A 20,686-nucleotide genomic window follows, 5' to 3' on the forward strand; every position below is an offset into this window, starting at 1 on the left:
CAATATATAGTGCTTTATCATTTGGATATACACTATATATTGTGTCAATAATCATAGAACTTATTTCGGGAGGAATTTACATGGTCTCACCATCAACTCTTCAAAACCAACAAGCAGCAATCCAACAACTCAATGAAGCTATCAAACAATTTCCTCAGGTTCACCCCGTAACACCCGATATGAAATTGACTCATAAAGGCGTATCTCGCCTGGTCATGATTGATCGCTACTCATTTAAAGACACCGAGAAAAAGACACTCCAAGCAGGAGACTTCGTCGTTCTTACTGTAAAAGAAGACCCTAAATTCCCGGCCCGTGGCCTTGGGCAAATTGTCTCAATCGATTGGGACAAGAAAGTAGCTGTCGTGCGCATTGACGAAGAATACCGTAGTGCAATCGATGATCCAGAAAAAGCACAAACTGGTGAGATCACACGACCTTTATCTGTAATTGAAAAACCATTGGAATTGTTCTACGAGCAGATCGCTTTGCGAAATGCGACGGGTCTTGCTAGCGTTGAAAAGACTGAAGAAAAACGCAACGAATGGTTTGAAAAGTTCTATCAAGAGCTCGTTTCTCTCAATTTCATTCCAGCAGGCCGTGTCATTTATGGTGCAGGAGCGGAAACAGACGTTACGTACTTTAACTGTTACGTGATGCCATTCGTTCCAGATTCACGTGAAGGCATTAGTGATCACCGGAAACAGGTTATGGAAATCATGAGTCGAGGTGGTGGAGTAGGAACAAATGGTTCTACATTACGCCCACGTAACACTCTAGCTCGTGGGGTTAACGGAAAATCTTCAGGTTCCGTATCGTGGCTTGATGACATTGCAAAACTCACGCATCTAGTGGAACAAGGTGGCTCACGTCGTGGAGCACAGATGATCATGTTAGCTGACTGGCACCCAGATATTGCGGAATTCATCATCTCTAAAATGCAAAATCCGCGAATTTTGCGGTATTTGATTGAAAATACAGAAGACGAGTGGATTACGCAACTTGCTAAAGACAAGCTAAAATTCAAACCCCTCTCTTTACAAGAAGAGCAGATGTATCAAGGGATTGTAAACTACAAAGCGATTCCAGGTTACGGCGGATTCAGCGATGCTATCATTCGCGATGCAGAGTCAAAACTTAGAGATGGCGGTCACTACAGTGTCCACAATTCAGAATTTTTAACAGGTGCAAATATTTCTGTTACCCTCACAAAAGAATTTATGCAGGCCGTAGAAGATGACGCATCTTTCGATCTTCGCTTCCCAGCAGTAGAAAATTATTCAAAAGAAGATATGGAAGTGTACAACCGTGAATGGCATAAAGTCGGTGACGTCCGTGAGTGGGAACAGATGGGCTATGAAGTGCGTACCTACCGCACGATCAAAGCACGCGATTTATGGAACTTAATCAATATCTGTGCAACATATTCTGCGGAACCAGGTATTTTCTTTATCGACAATGCCAATGATAAAACGAATGCAAAAGCCTACGGCCAAAAAGTTGTAGCTACCAATCCTTGTGGGGAGCAACCTTTAGCTCCATACAGTGTGTGTAATTTGGCTGCGGTCAACTTAGCTCAGTTTGCTGATAAAGAGACGTTGACAGTTGATTTTGAAGCACTGAAAGAGACGGTTCGCGTTGGTGTGCGTATGCAAGATAACGTTATTGATGCCACGCCTTACTTCTTAGAAGAGAACAAAGTGCAAGCGCTAGGGGAACGTCGCGTCGGCCTAGGAGTAATGGGTCTTGCGGATCTATTGATTTACTGTGAAAAACCATACGGCTCTGAAGAAGGAAATGTACTCGTCGACCAGATCTTCCAAACGATTGCAGAGACAGCATATGAAACTTCTATCGAGCTTGCGAAAGAGCGCGGGAGCTTCCCATTCCTAGTTGGAGATACGGAAGAAGAGACGGCACGTCTTCGTAAAGCATTCACTGAGACGGGCTTCATGCAAGGAATGAACGAAACGATTCGTGAAGATATTTTGTCTTACGGTATTCGTAACTCACACTTACTGACAGTTGCTCCAACTGGCTCTACAGGTACTATGGTTGGTGTATCGACTGGTCTTGAACCTTACTTCTCCTTCACGTACTACCGCAGCGGTCGTCTAGGGAAATTTATCGAAGTGAAAGCTGATATTGTTAGTGAGTACTTAGCGAAGCATCCCGAAGCTTCAAGCGAAGAGCTCCCAGAGTGGTTTGTAACAGCAATGGAACTGAAACCAGAAGCACATGCGGATGTTCAATGTATCATTCAGCGCTGGATTGATTCTTCTATTTCAAAAACAGTAAATGCTCCTAAAGGCTATACAGTTGAACAAGTTGAAGGTGTTTATGAGCGTCTTTACCGAGGAGGAGCCAAAGGTGGTACAGTCTATGTGGACGGAAGCCGTGACTCTCAAGTGCTGACATTGAAAGCAGAAGAAAATGATATGACGGAAGTGCAAACGGAAGTGGTAGAAGAGAAACGTCCGATCGTCTTGATCGATACGATTCAAGATCTTCGCAGCACGAACGTTACTATCGGATCTGAAGTAGGAAATACATGTCCGGTCTGCCGTAAGGGAACAGTTGAAGAGCTTGGTGGCTGTAACACTTGTACAAACTGTGGTGCTCAGCTTAAGTGCGGTTTATAAAATTAAAGGTAAAAATAAAAAAATGATTTAACAGTGTAGGGGTGACTCCAGCGGGATTAAAAGCGAAAGCTGAGACCGAGGCTCAACCCGCGCCCGCGGAACGCTTCCCCTACACTAAAATTTAAGTATAGACTAAGCAGCTTCTCGTTATTTTTTGTGAGAAGTTGCTTTTTCTAATTAAATTCGGCATCTTTTTTTGAGTTCCGAAGGAATATTCGTTTTCTGAAAAATAGCACTATGCTACACTAGAACTAGTGTTTACATAGGAGGCTATTACTCATGAAATTAAAAAAACTTCGTCAAGCATTACAACAAGCAGATCTACCCGCATTACTTGTTACCAGCGCACACAGTCGCCGCTACTTAACAGGATTCACCGGCACGGCTGGCGTCGCTGTCATTACAGCAAATGAGGCATTCTTTATCACGGATTTCCGTTATACAGAGCAAGCAAACGACCAAATTGAAGGTTACGAGATCATCGAACAGAAAACCACTCTTATAGAAGCAGTGGCTCAACTAGTTGAAGACAAGCAATTGACTAAACTTGGATTTGAACAAGATGCGATGACATACGCGGAATATGATCGCTATGCAAACGCTTTGAAGGCGGAGCTTGTGCCGACATCAGGCCTAGTAGAAAAAATCCGCTTGATTAAGACGGAAGACGAGCTTACTATTATTAAGCAGGCTTGTAAAATTGCCGATGATGCATATGAACATATTTTGACGTTTATCAAACCGGGAATGACTGAGTTAGAAGTCTCCAATGAACTTGAGTTCTTTATGCGAAAACAAGGTGCCACTTCTTCGTCGTTTGATATTATTGTGGCATCAGGAACGCGTTCTGCTTTACCGCATGGTGTGGCAACAGATAAAGTGATTGAGTCCGGAGATTTTGTTACACTTGATTTCGGTGCCTATTACAACGGGTATGTTTCAGACGTGACGCGGACGCTCGCTGTCGGACAACCAAGTGACAAGTTGAAAGAGATCTACCAGGTCGTATTAGATTCTCAGTTACTTGCTCTTGAGAAAATCAAACCAGGGATGACAGGGAAAGAAGTAGACGCTATTTCTCGAGATTACATTGCCTCTAAAGGATATGGTGAGGCATTTGGTCATTCTTTAGGGCATGGCATTGGACTTGAAGTGCACGAAGGACCAGGTCTTTCTTCACGTTCTGACGTGGTTCTTGAACCAGGTATGGTCATCACGATTGAACCGGGAATTTATTTACCAGGTATCGGTGGCGTTCGCATCGAAGACGACGCTCTTGTAACAGAGACAGGTGTCGAAAAACTGACGCATACGTCAAAAGAATTAGTTATTTTATAGGAGGAAATCACATGATTTCAGTAAACGATTTTAAAACAGGTCTAACTATCGTATTTGATGGTAACTTATACCGCGTTATCGAGTTCCAACACGTAAAACCAGGTAAAGGTGCAGCGTTTGTTCGCTCAAAACTTCGCAACCTTCGCACGGGTTCTGTAAATGAACGTACATTCCGCGCAGGTGAAAAAGTAGAGAAAGCTCAAATCGATACACGCAAAATGCAGTACTTGTATGCAAATGGTGATCAACACGTGTTCATGGACACAGATACGTATGATCAAGTGGAACTTCCAGAAAGCTCAATCGAATACGAATTGAAGTTTTTGAAAGAAAATATGGAACTAAGCATCATTCAGTACCAAGGTGAAACACTAGGCGTTGAGCTTCCAAACACTGTAGAGCTTGAAGTAATCGAAACAGAACCAGGAATCAAAGGCGATACTTCTGGCGGCGGTTCGAAAACGGCGAAACTTGAAACAGGTGTTGTGGTAACGGTTCCGTTATTCATCAACGTAGGTGACAAACTGATCATTAACACATCAGAAGGTTCTTACGTATCACGCGCTTAATAAATTGGTAAGTGAACTAAATAAAAACTGTGCAGGGAGTTTCTCAATGACGAGAGACTCCCTTTTCTCTGTTTATCTGACCTATCTTTTTCGTCTAATACCATGTACTGAATCATATGTTGAAGAAAAAAAGGGGGGTGAAGAAATTGATCCCTGAGGAACTGGTCTCTCTTTACAGGATGTTCTGGTTGACCGCACTTCCAAATTTCCCCTCACCGCATTCAAGTAGAACGTATGAAAGGAGATTCAATTGACCCCTAATAAAGAACTGTATGGTTGATGATATTACTAAGTCTTGGTGTCGTATTCTCTGTGTATGTTCTAAATGATCGACCAAATCCATTTACGGAATCGTCCTGTTTGAAATTGTCACACTATTCGCTGTTGCCTGAAATGTAGGGAATATAAGAGCAGGTACTAAAAAAGGATGCGCAATCGAACGAAAAACGGTAGAATGGATAATGGAAAGAATGTCATTACTGAAATAGGGGAGTTCGATAACGATGAAAATTCAAGAGATTCGAGAAATCATTAAATTAATGGATCAATCTTCACTAGATGAATTCGTATTTGAAGCAGATGGCACGAAATTAAAATTAAAAAAACACGCTACTGGAACAGCGGTAGTTAGTCAGCCATCTCGTGAAGTAGCAGCTGAACCTCAAGTGGAAGCACCAAAAGTAGTAGCTCAAGCTCCACAGACAACACAAGAACCTGAGCCACAAGCTCCACAAGCTGCACCTGTAGCAGAAGAAGCTTCTACTACATACAAAACAATCAACTCACCAATGGTGGGAACATTTTATGAAGCATCTTCACCAGAAGCAGAGCCTTATGCAAAAGTAGGCGATAAAGTAACAGCTAGCACAGTAGTTTGCATTGTCGAGGCTATGAAATTATTTAATGAAATTGAAGCGGAAGTAGAAGGAGAAATCGTAGAGATCCTTGTTAAAGACGGTCAGCTTGTCGAGTATGGTCAGCCGCTATTTTCTATTAAATAAACAGCGAAGAGGTGACGAACATGAAAAAAGTACTGATTGCGAACCGTGGCGAAATTGCGGTGCGGATTATCCGTGCATGTAAAGAGATGGACATCGAAACAGTTGCTGTCTATTCAGAAGCGGACAAAGAAGCACTTCATGTACAATTAGCTGATGAAGCATATTGTATCGGACCACGTACTTCAAAAGATTCTTACTTACATTTTTCAAATATTATGAGTGTAGCGAAATTGACTGGAGCTGACGGCATTCACCCAGGCTACGGTTTTTTAGCAGAAAACGCCGATTTTGCCGAGCTCTGTGAAGCGTGTAACATTAAATTCATCGGTCCATCAAGCTCTGCAATCTCGAAAATGGGAACAAAAGACGTAGCTCGTGAAACGATGCGAGCAGCTGGTGTTCCTGTTGTTCCTGGTTCAACAGGAATTGTTGAGACTGTCGAAGATGCGAAGCGAGTAGCTTCTGAGATCGGCTATCCGGTCATCATTAAAGCAACTGCTGGCGGTGGCGGTAAAGGGATTCGTGTCGCTCGTTCGGAAGAAGAGTTGGTGACAGGAATCAAAATGACTCAAAAAGAAGCACAAGCAGCTTTTGGAAATCCTGGCGTTTATTTAGAGAAGTTTATCGAAGAGTTCCGCCATGTAGAAATCCAAGTGCTAGCTGACGGTCACGGCAATGCCATTCACTTAGGTGAACGTGATTGTTCGATCCAGCGTCGTATGCAAAAGCTTGTGGAAGAAGCACCGTCGCCTGCATTGTCTGAAGCCACTCGTAAGAAAATGGGAGATGCGGCTGTTAAAGCGGCTCTTGCTGTGAACTACGAATCTGCAGGAACTGTAGAATTTATTTACGACCACGTAAATGATACATTCTACTTCATGGAAATGAATACGCGGATTCAAGTAGAACACCCGGTAACAGAAATGATCACAGGTGTGGATTTGATCAAACAACAAATACTTGTTGCATCCGGTGAAGCTCTTACTTTAAAACAAGAAGATGTTCAAATGAACGGCTGGGCCATTGAGTGCCGTATTAACGCAGAGAACCCGTCAAAAAACTTTATGCCTTCTCCAGGTAAAGTCGTGATGTATTTACCTCCGGGTGGATACGGAGTTCGAGTGGATTCTGCAGTGTATCCAGGCTATGCCATTCCACCATTCTACGATTCAATGGTTGCGAAACTGATTGTTCACGCTCCGACTCGTGAAGAAGCCGTCCTCAAGATGAAGCGAGCTCTTCAAGAATTTATAGTGGACGGCGTGGAGACGACAATCCCGTTCCACTTGCGTCTGATGGACCATGAAGTATTCCGCTCAGGTCACTTTGATACCAAGTTTTTAGAACACTATGAAATTATGAAGGAGGAGACAACGCATGGCTGAGACAAAAGATCAAGAATTCTTCCAAATGTCTAGTGGAAAAGCTGACTTAGGAACAATTCAGATTGCTCCTGAAGTCATCACGGTCATTGCAGGAATTGCTGCACATGAAGTGGATGGTGTGGCTGCAACGAGAGGAAACTTTGCAGCAGGTGTTGTCGAACTGCTTGGAAAGAAAGTGCATGGTAAAGGAATCAAAACGGACATCTCGTCAAAAGGATTGTTCATCGATGTCTTTTGTACGATTCGTTACGGAAAATCAGTTCCAACTATTGCACAAGAAGTACAACAAAGTGTACGTCAAGCTATCTTGAACATGACCGGACTTGAAGTAAAAGAAGTCAATGTCCATGTGACGGGTATTCAGTTTGATACACCAGAAAACAATCAATAGACTGATATATTCCAGCCGATTGCGGCTGGAATTCTTTTGTGTTGCCAAACTTTCTGAATAAGGAATAAAGTTTTGTAATGGCCGTTTCTATGCTATGATGAAAGACATAGTGAACGTATAAAGGAGTCAACTTGAATGAAAAGAAGAGAAGCGCGGGAACACGCGTTACGAGTACTATTCCAACTGGACCATTCGGACATGGATGTACACGAAGCAATGCTGCACGTTACAGAAGAACACGATGTGTTTTATGAAAACCTCGTCAAAGGGACTCTTGCACACCGTGAAGAGATTGATGCAAGTTTAGCAGAGAAATTAGAGAACTGGTCTTTAAATCGCTTGCCTAAAATTGAACGAACAATTTTACGAATGGCCGTTTTTGAGATCAACCATACGGAAGATACCCCAGGGGCCGTTGTGGTCAACGAAGCAATTGAACTGACAAAAGCATATGGAGACGAACAATCCAGCCGATTTGTAAATGGCGTATTATCGAAATACATCAACAAGTAGGAGTGTGCAACATGACAGCGACAATCATCGATGGCAAGGCAATAGCAGAACAAGTAATTGAAAAAGTAAAACACCGCGTATCCAAACTTCAACAACAAGGGATCACACCAGGACTTACAGTCGTATTAGTTGGTGATGACGCAGCTTCTCAGACATATGTAGGAAGCAAGGAACGGACGAGTAAGCGCCTTGGAATGCATTCTTCAGTCATTCAAAAGCCTTCATCCATATCGGAACAAGAACTATTAGCAATCATCCAGGAGTTGAATGCATCTCCTGATGTACACGGTATTTTGGTACAGCTACCTTTACCAAAACATATTGATGAGAATAAAGTGCTGCAAAGCATTGATCCTCAAAAAGATGTAGACGGTTTTCATCCTCTAAATGTGGGTAAGCTGTTACTCGACCAACCAGGATTTATTCCTTGTACACCGTTTGGTATTATTCAATTACTTGACTATGCAGGCATTTCGATCGAAGGAAAACATGCTGTTATCGTTGGTCGAAGTAATATAGTAGGAAAGCCGATGGGCCAACTGCTATTGAACCGTCATGCGACTGTTACATATACCCACTCTCGTACACCAAACCTTAAAGAGTTCACGACACAGGCAGACATTCTAATAGTGGCAACAGGTCAGCCATCCATGATCACAGGGGAGCATCTCAAACCAGGTGCTACAGTGATCGATGTAGGTATCCATCGCGATTCTGATGGACGTCTTTCAGGGGATGTTGCGTTTGACTCTGCTAAAGAAGTAGCAGGAGCTATAACCCCTGTACCAGGTGGAGTCGGCCCTATGACGATAGCCATGTTGATGGAAAATACCTGTCTCAGTGCAGAACGACAAGCTGAATAAGAACGACATGCCAAGCTTGTACACCACGTACAAGCTTGTTTTACCGGGAAAGGGGAAATGTGCATGAGCTCTGCGGCCAATTATTTGACAGTGTCAGCACTTACACGGTACATAAAACGAAAGTTTGATGCGGATCCTTATTTACGTAAAGTTTATGTGAAAGGGGAATTGTCAAATGTCAAATACCATTCCAACGGACATATCTACTTTACCTTAAAAGATGCCGGTGCTCGTATTGCTTGTGCGATGTTCGCCTCACAAGCTAGGGCTCTGTCTTTTCGTGCTGAAGAGGGAATGAACGTCTTTGTTACGGGTGATATTTCTGTCTACGAAAACGCAGGAAACTATCAATTTTATGCGAAAACTATGGAACCTGATGGTGTCGGTGCTCTATTCGTAGCTTATGAGCAGTTAAAACAAAAGCTTGAGAAGGAAGGCTTGTTTTCTCCAACTCGAAAACAACCATTACCTCCCCTACCTCGACACATCGGTGTCATCACGTCATCTACAGGAGCGGCCATTCGTGATATTTTGACCACTCTTGAGAGAAGGTTTCCATTAGCAAAAGTCACCGTAATCCCGACTTTAGTTCAAGGTCCTGGAGCCGCACCCGCAATTGTCAAAGCGATTGAAAGAATGAATGAGGTACCAGATGTTGATGTTTTGATAGTGGGGCGCGGAGGAGGGTCGATTGAGGACCTCTGGGCGTTTAACGAAGAAGCGGTTGCTCGAGCCATTGTAAAAAGCCGAGTGCCCATCATCAGTGCAGTAGGTCATGAAACGGACACGACGATTGCTGACTTTGTAGCGGATCTTCGTGCGCCGACTCCAACTGCAGCTGCCGAGCTTGCGGTGCCGGATCAACTTCAGTTGCTCCAGAACATCAGGAGTTTCTCCGACCGCATTACGCAACAGACACTCGGAAAAGTAAAACAGTCTCGAATTGACTTGCAGCGTGTGAAGCAGTCGGCTGTTTTTCAAGATGCTAGCAGACTCTACAGACCCTTTGTAGAACAACATCTTCGGATGACAGATCAATTGCAACAAACTACCATGCGTACAATCGAACGAGTAGGGCAGCAGCAAGAACGCTTAAGCCTTCGTCTCATGCACGTCTCCCCAGTGGAACGTATTCAGCGAGCGCAGCAGCAGATCGACACCATTCGTCAACGGATTCTTTATAGCACGCAGCAGCAAACTACTGCCAAAAAGCATCAACTTGTTAACCGGATTCGTACATTAGAGGCTTTGAGTCCGTTACAGACCTTACAAAAAGGGTTTCTATATGCAGAAAAAGAGCACGGAGTCGTAAAGACGATTGAGGAGATCCAGCCAAAGGACACACTCCAATTGCATTTTTACGACGGAACTGCGACTGTACAGGTACAATCTTTAGAAAAGGGTGGGAATCATGGAACGGACATTTGAGCAAGCAATGAAACAACTTGAAGAAATCGTGCGTCGTCTAGAACAAGGAGATGTGCCATTAGAAGAGTCGATTGATCTCTATAAAAAAGGGATGGAACTGTCTGCGGAGTGTTCAGCGAAACTCCAACAAGCAGAAAAGCAACTTGTACAGTTTATAGATGCAGAAGAGGAGGCAGACTAAGTGAGTGAGCAAGTAAAATCATTTATTGCGAACAATCTGCCAGTTGTCGATGCGCATCTCATCCATGCAATTGACAACCAAGACATTGTCGAAACTTTAAAGAAATCGATGATTTATTCTTTAGAGGCTGGTGGAAAGCGTGTGCGTCCGATGTTGCTTCTAGCTGTATTAGAGGAGTTTGGTACACCACTTGAAAAAGGTCTAGATGTGGCTTGTGCTTTAGAGTACATCCATACGTATTCGTTGATTCATGATGATCTGCCTGCGATGGACAACGATGACTTGCGACGTGGGAAGCCAACCAATCATGTGGTGTTTGGTGAAGCGACAGCTATTTTAGCTGGAGATGCACTTTTAACTGAGGCATTTCGTCTAATTGCCGCATCTAGCGACTATTCAGCAGAGCAAAAAGTAGAGTTACTGCAACTTCTTGCAGAGTCTGCAGGAGCACTTGGAATGGTCGGCGGCCAATTGATGGACATGGAAGCAGAAGGCAAGCGTGTAGAGCTTGAACACTTACAAACGATCCACGCGAACAAGACAGGCGCATTGCTTCGCTTTAGTATTCTTGCAGGAGCGTTACTAGCTAATGCTGACCAAAGAGAACTACAAGCATTGACGCGCTACGCAGAAGCACTTGGCGTGTTGTTCCAGATTCAAGACGACATTTTAGATGTGACGGCAGATTCGGATCAACTCGGAAAAACAGCTGGAAAAGATGAAGCGGCTAATAAAAGTACCTATCCTTCTTTACTGACTTTAGAAGGAGCTCTTAAGGAACGTACGCAGTACCATGAGCAAGCAATTGGTGCATTACAGACTATTGAAAAGGCGGATGGCCTGCTAAAAAGTTTCGCAGACTACATAACCTTCCGCGAGAACTAACTTCTCGCTGTATTTTAGCGTCTGATATTGCTATCATTAGAACTACCTATAAATTCAGGAATAACAAGATAAGGTGTGTGATGGAAGTGGATCTGAATACTATAACTAGTCCATCCTTTTTAAAAACTATGACAAATGAAGAGCTTGAATCTCTAAGCCAAGACATTCGAGACTTCCTAATTGAAAAATGTTCTATAACAGGTGGTCATATTGGACCAAACCTGGGTGTTGTTGAACTGACACTCGCTTTGCATAAAGCATTCAATTCACCTGAAGACAAGTTTATTTGGGATGTCGGGCATCAAGCCTACGTCCATAAAATTTTGACGGGGCGTGCCGACCAGTTTGACACACTTCGTCAATTTAAAGGGTTATGTGGATTCCCAAAACGTGTAGAGAGTGAACACGACGTCTGGGAAGCGGGGCACAGTTCTACATCTCTTTCAGCGGCAATGGGGATGGCAAAAGCACGTGATGTGCTTGGAAAATCCAATCATGTCGTTCCCATCATTGGTGATGGTGCTTTAACAGGCGGAATGGCACTAGAAGCGTTGAATCATATCGGACATGAAAAAACGAAGATGATTGTTATTTTGAATGACAATGAGATGTCGATTGCACCTAATGTCGGTGCACTTCATAACATCTTAGGCAAACTTCGCACACACGGTTCGTATAACAAAGCTAAAGATGATCTCGAATATTTAATGAAAAAGATTCCAGCAGTTGGCGGTCGCATTGCGGCTACTGCTGAAAAAGTCAAAGACAGTTTAAAATATTTGATGGTATCGGGTGCGTTTTTCGAAGAGATGGGCTTTACGTATCTAGGTCCAATTAATGGGCATGATTTTGAAGACTTAGAAGAAAACCTTAAGTTTGCTAAAAGTGCTGACGGTCCGGTGGTTCTTCACGTCTTGACGAAAAAAGGAAAAGGCTACAAACCAGCGGAGCTGGATACGGTTGGAACGTGGCACGGAACCGGTCCTTACAAAATGGAAACAGGAGATTTTGTAAAGTCATCTGCTAAAGGTCCATCATGGAGTGGTTTGATTTCGGAGACGGTTCGCAAATTGGCACGTGAAGACAAACGCATTGTTGCAATCACACCTGCTATGCCGGTCGGATCAAAACTTGAAGGCTTTGCTTCTGAATTCCCTGACCGTATGATTGATGTGGGAATTGCAGAACAGCATGCCATTACGATGGCTGCCGGTATGGCAATGGATGGTATGAAACCTTATGTAGCCATTTATTCAACCTTCTTACAACGTGCCTACGATCAAATGCTTCACGATGTGTGTCGTCAAAACTTAAACGTTTTCCTTGGAATCGACCGTGCAGGCTTAGTAGGTGCAGACGGTGAGACGCACCAAGGTGTTTACGATATTGCGTTTTTACGCCATATGCCGAACATGGTGATTATGATGCCTAAAGACGAAAACGAAGGCCAACATATGGTGAAGACCGCTATCGAATACAATGATGGTCCTATTGCTCTTCGTTATCCTCGTGGAAACGGTTTAGGTGTCCCGATGGATGAAGAATTGAAGACGATTCCAATTGGCTCTTGGGAAGTCCTTGAAGAAGGAACGTCCGCTGCCATCTTGACATTCGGAACTACGATTCCTATGGCCTTACAAGCTGCTGAAGAATTGAGAGAAGAAGGCATTTCTGTAGAAGTGGTGAATGCACGTTTCATTAAACCACTTGATGGTGCCATGTTAGATTCTCTTGCTGCCCGTCAGATTCCTCTAGTGACACTTGAAGAAGCTGTCTTGCAAGGTGGATTTGGAAGTAGCGTATTAGAATACTACAATGAACAGCAGCAAGATGTGAATGTGACTCGAATTGGGATTCCAGATGCTTTCATCGAACATGGTGATGTTCCTGAACTGCTGAATGAGATTCATATCTCCGTTGCGGATTTGAAAAAACAGATTAAGTCACAGCTACAGCAGGCGACGGTGTAATGGCTCAAGTTCCAAAAGAAAGAGCAGATATCTTGCTCGTTGAAAAACAACTGTTTGCTTCACGAGAACAAGCCAAACGCGCTATCATGGCCGGTCAAGTTTATGTGGATGAGATGCAGATCATGAAACCAGGCGAGAAAGTAGCGATTTCTAGTGAATTTGTATTAAAAGGGCAGCGACTTCAGTACGTGAGTCGCGGAGGTCTAAAGCTTGAAAAAGCGATTGAAGTGTTCGCTATTCAAGTCAAAGATGCCATTCTTCTCGACATTGGATCTTCAACAGGGGGCTTTACAGATTGTGCTCTACAAAATGGTGCGCGTCACGCTTATGCACTAGATGTTGGGTACAATCAGCTCGATTGGAAAATTCGCAGTGATGAGCGCGTGACTGTTATGGAACGTACAAACTTCCGATACAGTAAGCCAGAAGATTTTGAAGTTGGATTGCCAACACTTGCTACGATTGATGTCTCGTTCATCTCGTTAAATTTGATATTTCCGCCACTCGCTTCCATTTTAGTTGATGGAGGAGAAGTAGTGGCCCTCGTGAAACCACAGTTTGAAGCTGGGAAAGACCGAGTTGGTAAAAAAGGTATTGTTCGCGATGCTAAAGTACATCTAGATGTGTTAGAACAAGTGGCGGGTTTTGCAGAACAAGCAGGGTTTGCAGTTGAAGCCGCTACTTTCTCTCCTATTACAGGTGGAGAAGGCAACATCGAATTTTTATTCTATTTAAAAAAAGCACAAGGTCTCGTGTCTCGTCCTGACTTTAAACAGGTCGTGGAAGAGGCACATAGATCATTAAATCAATAAACTATGGGCGGAATCCGCCCATAGTTTTTTTCGTAACACTTGTGAGCATCCACTCAGAATGATACTGTATTACTACTAAGGTATAAATATACAGTCAATGGAGTGAAGAACATGAATAAAGGCCAACGCCACATTCGGATTCGAGACATCATTTCAAACAATGAAGTGGAAACTCAAGACGATTTAGTAGATATTTTAAAAGCAGAAGGATTTACGATTACACAGGCTACGGTATCACGTGATATTAAAGAGCTACATTTAGTAAAGGTGCCATTGCCAGATGGTCGCTACAAATATAGCCTACCTGCAGATCAACGCTTTAATCCGATGCAAAAATTAAAACGAGCTTTAACAGATGCATTTGTCTCCATTGATGGAGCCAGTCACTTTTTAGTGATGAAGACCCTGCCTGGAAATGCCCATGCCATCGGATCTCTGATCGATTACTTGGATTGGGAAGAGATTTTAGGGACGATTTGTGGAGATGATACATGTCTTATTTTATGCAGACAAGAAAGCGACCGCGATGACGTCAAGAAACGGTTGCTCGAGATGCTTTAAGAGGAGAGGGTTCCTATATGTTATCGGAGTTATCAATCCGCAATTTTGCAATTATAGATGAATTGACAGTCAGTTTTAATGAGGGTCTGACCGTATTAACAGGAGAGACAGGTGCAGGGAAGTCGATCATTATCGATGCCGTGCAATTGTTATGTGGTGCGCGTGGGTCTTCTGAATTCATTCGACACGGGGCAAAAAAAGCGGAATTAGAAGGGTTGTTTTCTTTAGATTCCACTGCCCACTCAAGCTACAAAAAGCTTGAGGAGCTAGGCATTCCTGCAGATGAAGAAAGCATTGTGTTGCGTCGAGAACTCAATGCGAATGGAAAAAGCACATGCCGAATCAACGGTAAGCTTGTCACGATTGGCCTCTTGCGTGAAGTCGGAACGACGCTTGTGGACATCCACGGGCAGCATGAAAGCCAAGAACTGATGGACGAACGGTCTCATATTGACTTACTAGATCAATTTGCTTCAAAACAGTTAGTTACAGCGAAAGAGAGCTATACGGATGTCTACACTACTTATCAAAAAACGAAAAAACGCCTTCATTCCCTTCAGCTCGATGACCAAGAAATGACTCACCGAATGGATCTGTACCGTTTTCAATTGAATGAGATCCAAGAAGCAGAATTGTCGGGTGGAGAAGAAGAAGCGTTGACGTTAGAGCGTACGGAAATGATGAACTACTCCAAGCTTGTCGAAAAGCTACAGACTGCCCAGCAAGCATTGTCTTCAGAATCGGCAGCGATGGATTACCTGGGAGTCTCGATGAATGCACTTCAGGATATCTCGAATGTGAACGGCACGTATCAGAAGATCAGCGAAGAGTTTGCAAACGCCTATTTCATCTTGGAAGATCTGCAATCCCAAATTCAATCACAAATCGATTCGTTGGAATTTGACGAAGAGCGGATGCAAGTTGTTGAAGATCGACTGGCACTTATCCAGACATTAAAACGTAAATATGGACAATCTGTAGATGAAGTCATCGCTTATGGCGAAAAGATTGAACGGCAACTAGATCAATTAACAAATCGAGATGTAGAAATTGCACAACTCGAGAAAAAATTGTCTCAAATTGAGCAGGATCTCGAAGTAGAAGCTGCTGAACTGTCTGCTATTCGAAAGGAGACAGCAAATGAGCTTAGTGAACGCATCATGGAACAGCTAAGTGCACTTTATATGGACCGAGCTGTAATGGACGTTCGAGTTGAGCCGACTGCAACTTACACAGACAACGGCAAGGATCATGTTGTTTTTTATATAGCAACTAACGTTGGCGAGCCTTCCAAACCGCTTACTAAAATTGCATCAGGTGGAGAACTGAGTCGCATTATGCTAGCACTTAAAAGCATCTTCTCAAAACATCAGGAAATCACATCCATTATTTTTGACGAGGTCGATACGGGTGTCTCCGGACGTGTTGCGCAGGCTATAGCTGAAAAAATTGGAGAGATCGCCAAAGATTCACAAGTGCTTGTCATTACGCACCTGCCACCTGTGGCTGCCATTGCTGACACACATCTGCGTATAGAAAAGCATGTTCAAGAAGACCGCACGAAGACAACAATTCAAGAGTTGACACACTCGGAACGTACGGAAGAGTTAAGTCGGATGATGGCGGGAGAAGTGATTACCGAAATCACACTGCATCATGCGGCAGAACTACTAAAACAAGCACAAGCGAAGAAATGACTAAATAGAAAAATTGTACTACACATTCTTCACCTCCTTTGATGCACACTAGCAAAAAGGAGGTGATTTTTTTAATGAAAAAAAACTGCTCCTTATTGCAGGGCTTTGGATTCTTCCGACACATGCTAAAGAGTGGGTAGTGCATCCCCTGGAAGTAGAACAAGTCGAGCAATTCACGTTAACGATTCAATCAATTAAAAAAAATTCGTTTTTTAGTTAAGTCACTGATTATTTGGCTGTGTTTTTAGTAGAGAAGATTTGACGAAAACGGTATACAAGAGAGAAGATTATTCGACAATTTAACGATTCTGTGTCAGAACTTGTAAGGAAAGCAAGAGATTAAACTACAAAAGAATGATTTAACTTAACTAGTACTTTCTTTTTACTATGTAAGTAGATTGATACAGAACAGGGGATGAATGTAGTGGGGAAAATTAAAGTGATGATTGTAGATGACAATAGAGACTTGGTGAACACTATTGCCGATTATTTTAAAGAGCATCCATCAATTGAAGTGATTCACACAGCATTTAACGGCAAGCAATGTCTCGACCTTTTAGAAAAAGAAGTGCCGGATGTATTGTTATTGGACATTATCATGCCACATTTAGACGGAATTGCTGTTATGGACTACTTGCACAAAGAGCAATTGTATCCACAAATGAAGGTCATCATGCTGACAGCCTTTGGTCAAGAAGAAGTCATGAAACAAGCGGTAGATCTAGGTACGGCGTATTTCATGTTGAAACCATTTGAATTCGACCGCCTCGTCCAGCAGATTTTGCAAGTCGTCGGCAATGGACAGAGCACGACAGATGTGACACCAAAGCGTCATATCTTCAAAACAAAAGGCATCGACTTTACCATCACCAATGTGATTAAAGAAATAGGTGTACCAGCACATATCAAAGGGTATTCGTATTTACGTGAAGCCATTCAAATGGTCTACCATGATATAGAACTTTTAGGATCGGTTACAAAAGTACTTTATCCAGAAATCGCAGAGAAGTTTGATACGACACCTTCTCGTGTTGAACGCGCCATCCGCCATGCGATCGAGGTGGCATGGAACCGCGGGAATTACGAGACGATTTCACAGACATTTGGCTACACAGTCCATCATTTAAAAAGCAAACCTACCAACTCCGAATTTATTGCGATGATTGCTGATAAGATTCGATTGGAGAACATGGCTAGCTAAAGGAGACGATTTCATGCTTCCAGTTTATGCGCATCGAGGTGCATCAGGATATAGAATGGAAAATACACTCGCTGCGTTCAAAGAAGCGATCAAACGAAAAGCAAGGGGAATTGAAATTGACTTGCAGCTTACTGCTGACGGACAGCACATGATTCTTCATGATTTAGATTTGTTCCGTCTGACAGGTCAAAACAAACAAGTGCGTGACGTGGCAGCAGAAGAGCTGATGCAATGGAAGGTCGGCAGACGTTTTTTTCGTAAGTGGTTTGGCCATCGCATTTTGACATTACGTGAATTTTTAGAGTTTGCGAAACCCCATCAAGTTGCTTTGAATGTTGAATTGAAAGAGACCTACATGGGAAAGACGGAGAAGATAGCGGAAGTTGTAGAGCTGCTCCGAGAGTTTGAAGACGTGCATTTCTCTTCATTTGATATTTCCATCTTAGATGCCGGTCACTCGATGTTTCCAGAATACGACTGGTGTTTGATCGGCAAAAAATCAACGGACTGGGAAGAGATGAAACAGTATACATGGCTCAAGACGATTCACATGAACAAGCGCTATTACCAGGCGAAGTGGGTAGCACCGCTGTGTGAGCGGTATTCATTCCGTTTTTATGGTTTGACAGGAAAAGAAAAATTCATCACCAATCCAAAACCTTGCGTCATCGGTTGGATCAGCGATTATCCAGATATTGTGGAGCGAACACAAAGAAAAGCGTAAAGTTATAAATAGTGAAAAAGCAGTTTCTCGTATTATGGAGAAACTGCTTTTTCTATGCTGCTTTTAGGTGTAGGGGAAGCGTTCCGCGGGCGAAGGCTGAGCCTCGGTCTCAGCTTCCGCTTTTCATCCCGCTGGAGTCACCCCTACACTCTTTTCAAATTGTATTAGGGCTCTGACATAGAAATAATTCTTTCACAGTTTCGTTTTCTCTTTGAATCGATCGGATACACGGCCATTCTTTCTGTCTCTTCGAAGTAAAAATCCTGCAAAGAAGCCTACACCCAAAATCATAAAGAGTAATCCGAGTAGGAACTGCAGCCAAAGTGGAGCAGCACCAAGGTTAGAAATCCCAAAAAAAGTATCGCGCATCAATTTGATTCCATAAGCAGCTAGAATGCCTGGAATAACTAGAACTATCAGTGCAACTAAACGTGCCACGTGCTTCATCTCCTTACCTATTGATACTATCGCACGGCTAAAAATGATTGTCAATTGAGTTCTCTTGCGTTATGATAAGTAGGAAATGCAACAACTTGCACTAACGCCAGGGAGGTGTGCAATATATTGCAAAAGATAATGTTACTAGGGGCAGGTCGTGGCGGGACAGCCATTCTTCGTCTTCTACATACCAGCGGCAGCTTTTCATTCAGTGCTGTGATCGATGAAAATCCGGATGCGCCTGCGCTCGAGCTTGCACGCTCTTATGGAATTCTTACCGATACGGACTGGCGGCCCTATTTGACACCTGATATCGATGTGATCATCGATGCGACAGGAGATCCGGAGCTGTTTCCTGAACTGCTGAAACGGCGAGACCGCTCAACAGTGGTCATTCCAGGAGAAATCGCATCTGTTCTCGTTCAGCTGATTGAAGAAAAAGAACGCAGTTTCCACATGATGGATTCCCAGCGCCGTATTCAACGAATTTTGTTTGATTCCATGGAAGAAGGAATCATCAGTATCAATGAATCGGGAAAAATTACGTTTTTTAATACAAGTGCTGCCAAGCTTACACAAGTATCAAAAGATGAAGTGATTGGCAAACATATTCATGAGGTCATTCCTGATAGTAAATTAATGCACGTGATCGAGTCAGGGCGCTCTGAGACCAATCAGCAATTAACTCTTGAAAGCGGTACCAAAATTGTTACTTCACGCTTTCCAATTACAACAGAAGAAGGGAAACGGATTGGAGCGTTTGCTGTATTTAAAGATATATCTGAAATTCAACAAATGGCCGAAGAACTTACAAACCTTCGAGAAATCCAAATGATGCTAGAAGCCATCATACAATCTTCAGACGATGCGATTTCAGTTGTAGACGAAAACGGAATTGGTTTGCTGATCAACCCGGCGTACTCTCGAATTACCGGACTACAGGAAGACGACGTGATTGGGAAACCCGCTGAAGCAGATATCGCAGATGGAGAAAGTATTCATAGGCAAGTCCTTGAAACCAGGAAGCCTGTCCGAGGCAAGCAATTACAGGTCGGAAAAGATAGAAAAGACGTCATTGTAAACGTAGCACCGGTCATTGTGAACAATCGGTTAAAAGGTAGTGTCGGTGTCATTCATGACGTTACTGAGATGCGCTCAATGATGAAAGAGCTTGACCGTGCCAGATTGTTGATTCGTTCTCTTGAGTCCAACCTGTCGTTTGAAGACATTATTGGAAAGTCCGAGAAAATCCAGTTTGCAAAAGATCAAGCTAAACTTGCTTCCAATGTTCCCGTTACGGTTCTTCTTCGAGGAGAAACAGGAGTAGGAAAAGATTTGTTTGCCCATGCCATTCATAGGAAGAGTGAACGAAGGCATAACAAGTTCATTCGGGTGAATTGTAGTTCACAAGAAGACTTGGCTAAACTATTTCACTCTTCTAGCGATGAAAGTTACATCAAACAGGCTCAAGGTGGCACGTTGTTCTTGGATGAAATCGGTGATCTTCCACAAGAGATGCAGCAAGAGTTACTTCAATTAGTGCCACATAGCGATATTCGTCTGATTGCATCCACGAGTGATCAACTAGAAAAAAATATGCGAGACGGTTTGTTTGTCGAAGAACTTTATTTTCACGTCAACAAAATGCCAATTTTTATACCACCACTAAGAGAACGAACGGAAGATATTCCGTTGATTCTCGAACATGTCTTGGTGAAACTAAACAAAGAGTTTGGTAGACAGATTGAAGGATTCTCAGAACGCGCATTACGAGCGCTTGAATCCTACGACTGGCCAGGAAATGTCCGGGAGCTCGAAAACGTCATCAGTCGCACACTCATTTTTATGAATACGACTGAAAAATGGATTGAAGAAAAGCATCTCCCATTGACGACGATTCGAAGAGCCCAGCCGGTTCTTCCAGAAGGTTCTTTATCGGACCTTGTAGAAGAATACGAGCGCAAGCTTATCCAAGATACTCTTGCTACGTTTAAAGGTAACAAATCAGAAGTAGCAAAAAAATTAAAGATCTCACTTCGTACTCTTTATTACAAGATTGAGAAACTTGGAATCGAAGATTAAAGGAG

The 20,686-nt window shown here is 43.1% G+C and carries 19 protein-coding genes; 18 read left to right on the forward strand and 1 reads right to left on the reverse strand.

The window, feature by feature from the left end:
- The first annotated feature begins 80 nt into the window (after nt 1–80).
- The 17 genes from CQS04_RS01615 (at nt 81) to CQS04_RS01695 (ending at nt 18,161) form a co-directional block, all read left to right on the forward strand.
- Nucleotides 81–2,642, forward strand: coding sequence for a vitamin B12-dependent ribonucleotide reductase (locus tag CQS04_RS01615; protein WP_100352463.1), 2,562 nt, complete (start codon nt 81–83; stop codon nt 2,640–2,642).
- Between the two features lie 279 nt (nt 2,643–2,921).
- The gene (locus CQS04_RS01620; protein WP_100352464.1) at nt 2,922–3,980 is read left to right on the forward strand and encodes a M24 family metallopeptidase; all 1,059 of its coding nucleotides are present in this window, start codon (nt 2,922–2,924) and stop codon (nt 3,978–3,980) included.
- 11 nt (nt 3,981–3,991) lie between these two features.
- Nucleotides 3,992–4,549, forward strand: a complete 558-nt coding sequence (gene efp, locus CQS04_RS01625) for an elongation factor P (protein WP_100352465.1) — start codon at nt 3,992–3,994, stop codon at nt 4,547–4,549.
- Nucleotides 4,550–5,052: 503 nt separating this feature from the next.
- The gene (gene accB, locus CQS04_RS01630) at nt 5,053–5,550 is read left to right on the forward strand and encodes an acetyl-CoA carboxylase biotin carboxyl carrier protein (protein WP_100352466.1); all 498 of its coding nucleotides are present in this window, start codon (nt 5,053–5,055) and stop codon (nt 5,548–5,550) included.
- Between the two features lie 20 nt (nt 5,551–5,570).
- Entirely contained in the window at nt 5,571–6,935 is a 1,365-nt protein-coding gene (gene accC / locus CQS04_RS01635) for an acetyl-CoA carboxylase biotin carboxylase subunit (protein WP_100352467.1), read from the forward strand.
- Complete coding sequence (locus tag CQS04_RS01640; RefSeq protein ID WP_100352468.1) at nt 6,928–7,326, forward strand: Asp23/Gls24 family envelope stress response protein; 399 nt, start codon at nt 6,928–6,930, stop codon at nt 7,324–7,326. The genes accC and CQS04_RS01640 overlap by 8 nt, the downstream gene beginning before the upstream one ends.
- A 135-nt stretch (nt 7,327–7,461) precedes the next feature.
- Nucleotides 7,462–7,839, forward strand: a complete 378-nt coding sequence (nusB, locus tag CQS04_RS01645; protein WP_094942037.1) for a transcription antitermination factor NusB — start codon at nt 7,462–7,464, stop codon at nt 7,837–7,839.
- A gap of 11 nt (nt 7,840–7,850) precedes the next feature.
- Nucleotides 7,851–8,702 (forward strand): bifunctional methylenetetrahydrofolate dehydrogenase/methenyltetrahydrofolate cyclohydrolase FolD, encoded by an 852-nt coding sequence (folD, locus tag CQS04_RS01650; RefSeq protein ID WP_100352469.1) that lies wholly within the window; start codon nt 7,851–7,853, stop codon nt 8,700–8,702.
- Between the two features lie 63 nt (nt 8,703–8,765).
- The gene (xseA, locus tag CQS04_RS01655; RefSeq protein WP_100352470.1) at nt 8,766–10,130 is read left to right on the forward strand and encodes an exodeoxyribonuclease VII large subunit; all 1,365 of its coding nucleotides are present in this window, start codon (nt 8,766–8,768) and stop codon (nt 10,128–10,130) included.
- The gene (gene xseB / locus CQS04_RS01660) at nt 10,114–10,311 is read left to right on the forward strand and encodes an exodeoxyribonuclease VII small subunit (RefSeq protein ID WP_100352471.1); all 198 of its coding nucleotides are present in this window, start codon (nt 10,114–10,116) and stop codon (nt 10,309–10,311) included. The genes xseA and xseB overlap by 17 nt, the downstream gene beginning before the upstream one ends.
- Nucleotides 10,312–11,196, forward strand: coding sequence for a polyprenyl synthetase family protein (locus CQS04_RS01665; protein WP_100352472.1), 885 nt, complete (start codon nt 10,312–10,314; stop codon nt 11,194–11,196). It abuts the gene before it with no gap.
- Between the two features lie 80 nt (nt 11,197–11,276).
- Nucleotides 11,277–13,166 carry a 1-deoxy-D-xylulose-5-phosphate synthase gene (dxs, locus tag CQS04_RS01670; RefSeq protein WP_425430228.1) on the forward strand — a complete coding sequence of 630 codons (1,890 nt, stop codon included), beginning with the start codon at nt 11,277–11,279 and terminating at the stop codon, nt 13,164–13,166.
- Complete coding sequence (locus CQS04_RS01675) at nt 13,166–13,978, forward strand: TlyA family RNA methyltransferase (protein WP_100352473.1); 813 nt, start codon at nt 13,166–13,168, stop codon at nt 13,976–13,978. The genes dxs and CQS04_RS01675 overlap by 1 nt, the downstream gene beginning before the upstream one ends.
- A gap of 111 nt (nt 13,979–14,089) precedes the next feature.
- Entirely contained in the window at nt 14,090–14,539 is a 450-nt protein-coding gene (gene ahrC / locus CQS04_RS01680; protein WP_094942031.1) for a transcriptional regulator AhrC/ArgR, read from the forward strand.
- Between the two features lie 17 nt (nt 14,540–14,556).
- A complete protein-coding gene (gene recN / locus CQS04_RS01685; protein WP_100352474.1) occupies nt 14,557–16,236 on the forward strand; it encodes a DNA repair protein RecN in 1,680 nt (559 codons plus the stop codon).
- 424 nt (nt 16,237–16,660) lie between these two features.
- Nucleotides 16,661–17,437: a sporulation transcription factor Spo0A gene (gene spo0A / locus CQS04_RS01690; RefSeq protein WP_100352475.1), complete on the forward strand. Its 777-nt coding sequence runs from the start codon at nt 16,661–16,663 to the stop codon at nt 17,435–17,437.
- Between the two features lie 13 nt (nt 17,438–17,450).
- Nucleotides 17,451–18,161 carry a glycerophosphodiester phosphodiesterase gene (locus tag CQS04_RS01695; RefSeq protein ID WP_100352476.1) on the forward strand — a complete coding sequence of 237 codons (711 nt, stop codon included), beginning with the start codon at nt 17,451–17,453 and terminating at the stop codon, nt 18,159–18,161.
- A gap of 192 nt (nt 18,162–18,353) precedes the next feature.
- Here the strand turns inward: CQS04_RS01695 and CQS04_RS01700 are convergent, their stop codons facing one another.
- Entirely contained in the window at nt 18,354–18,599 is a 246-nt protein-coding gene (locus CQS04_RS01700; protein ID WP_100352477.1) for a DUF2627 domain-containing protein, read from the reverse strand.
- Between the two features lie 126 nt (nt 18,600–18,725).
- Between CQS04_RS01700 and CQS04_RS01705 the strand changes: the two genes are divergently transcribed.
- Nucleotides 18,726–20,681, forward strand: a complete 1,956-nt coding sequence (locus CQS04_RS01705; RefSeq protein ID WP_100352478.1) for a PAS domain-containing protein — start codon at nt 18,726–18,728, stop codon at nt 20,679–20,681.
- Nucleotides 20,682–20,686 lie beyond the last annotated feature (5 nt).

The organism is Chryseomicrobium excrementi, assembly GCF_002798305.1.
Lineage (GTDB): Bacteria > Bacillota > Bacilli > Bacillales_A > Planococcaceae > Chryseomicrobium > Chryseomicrobium excrementi.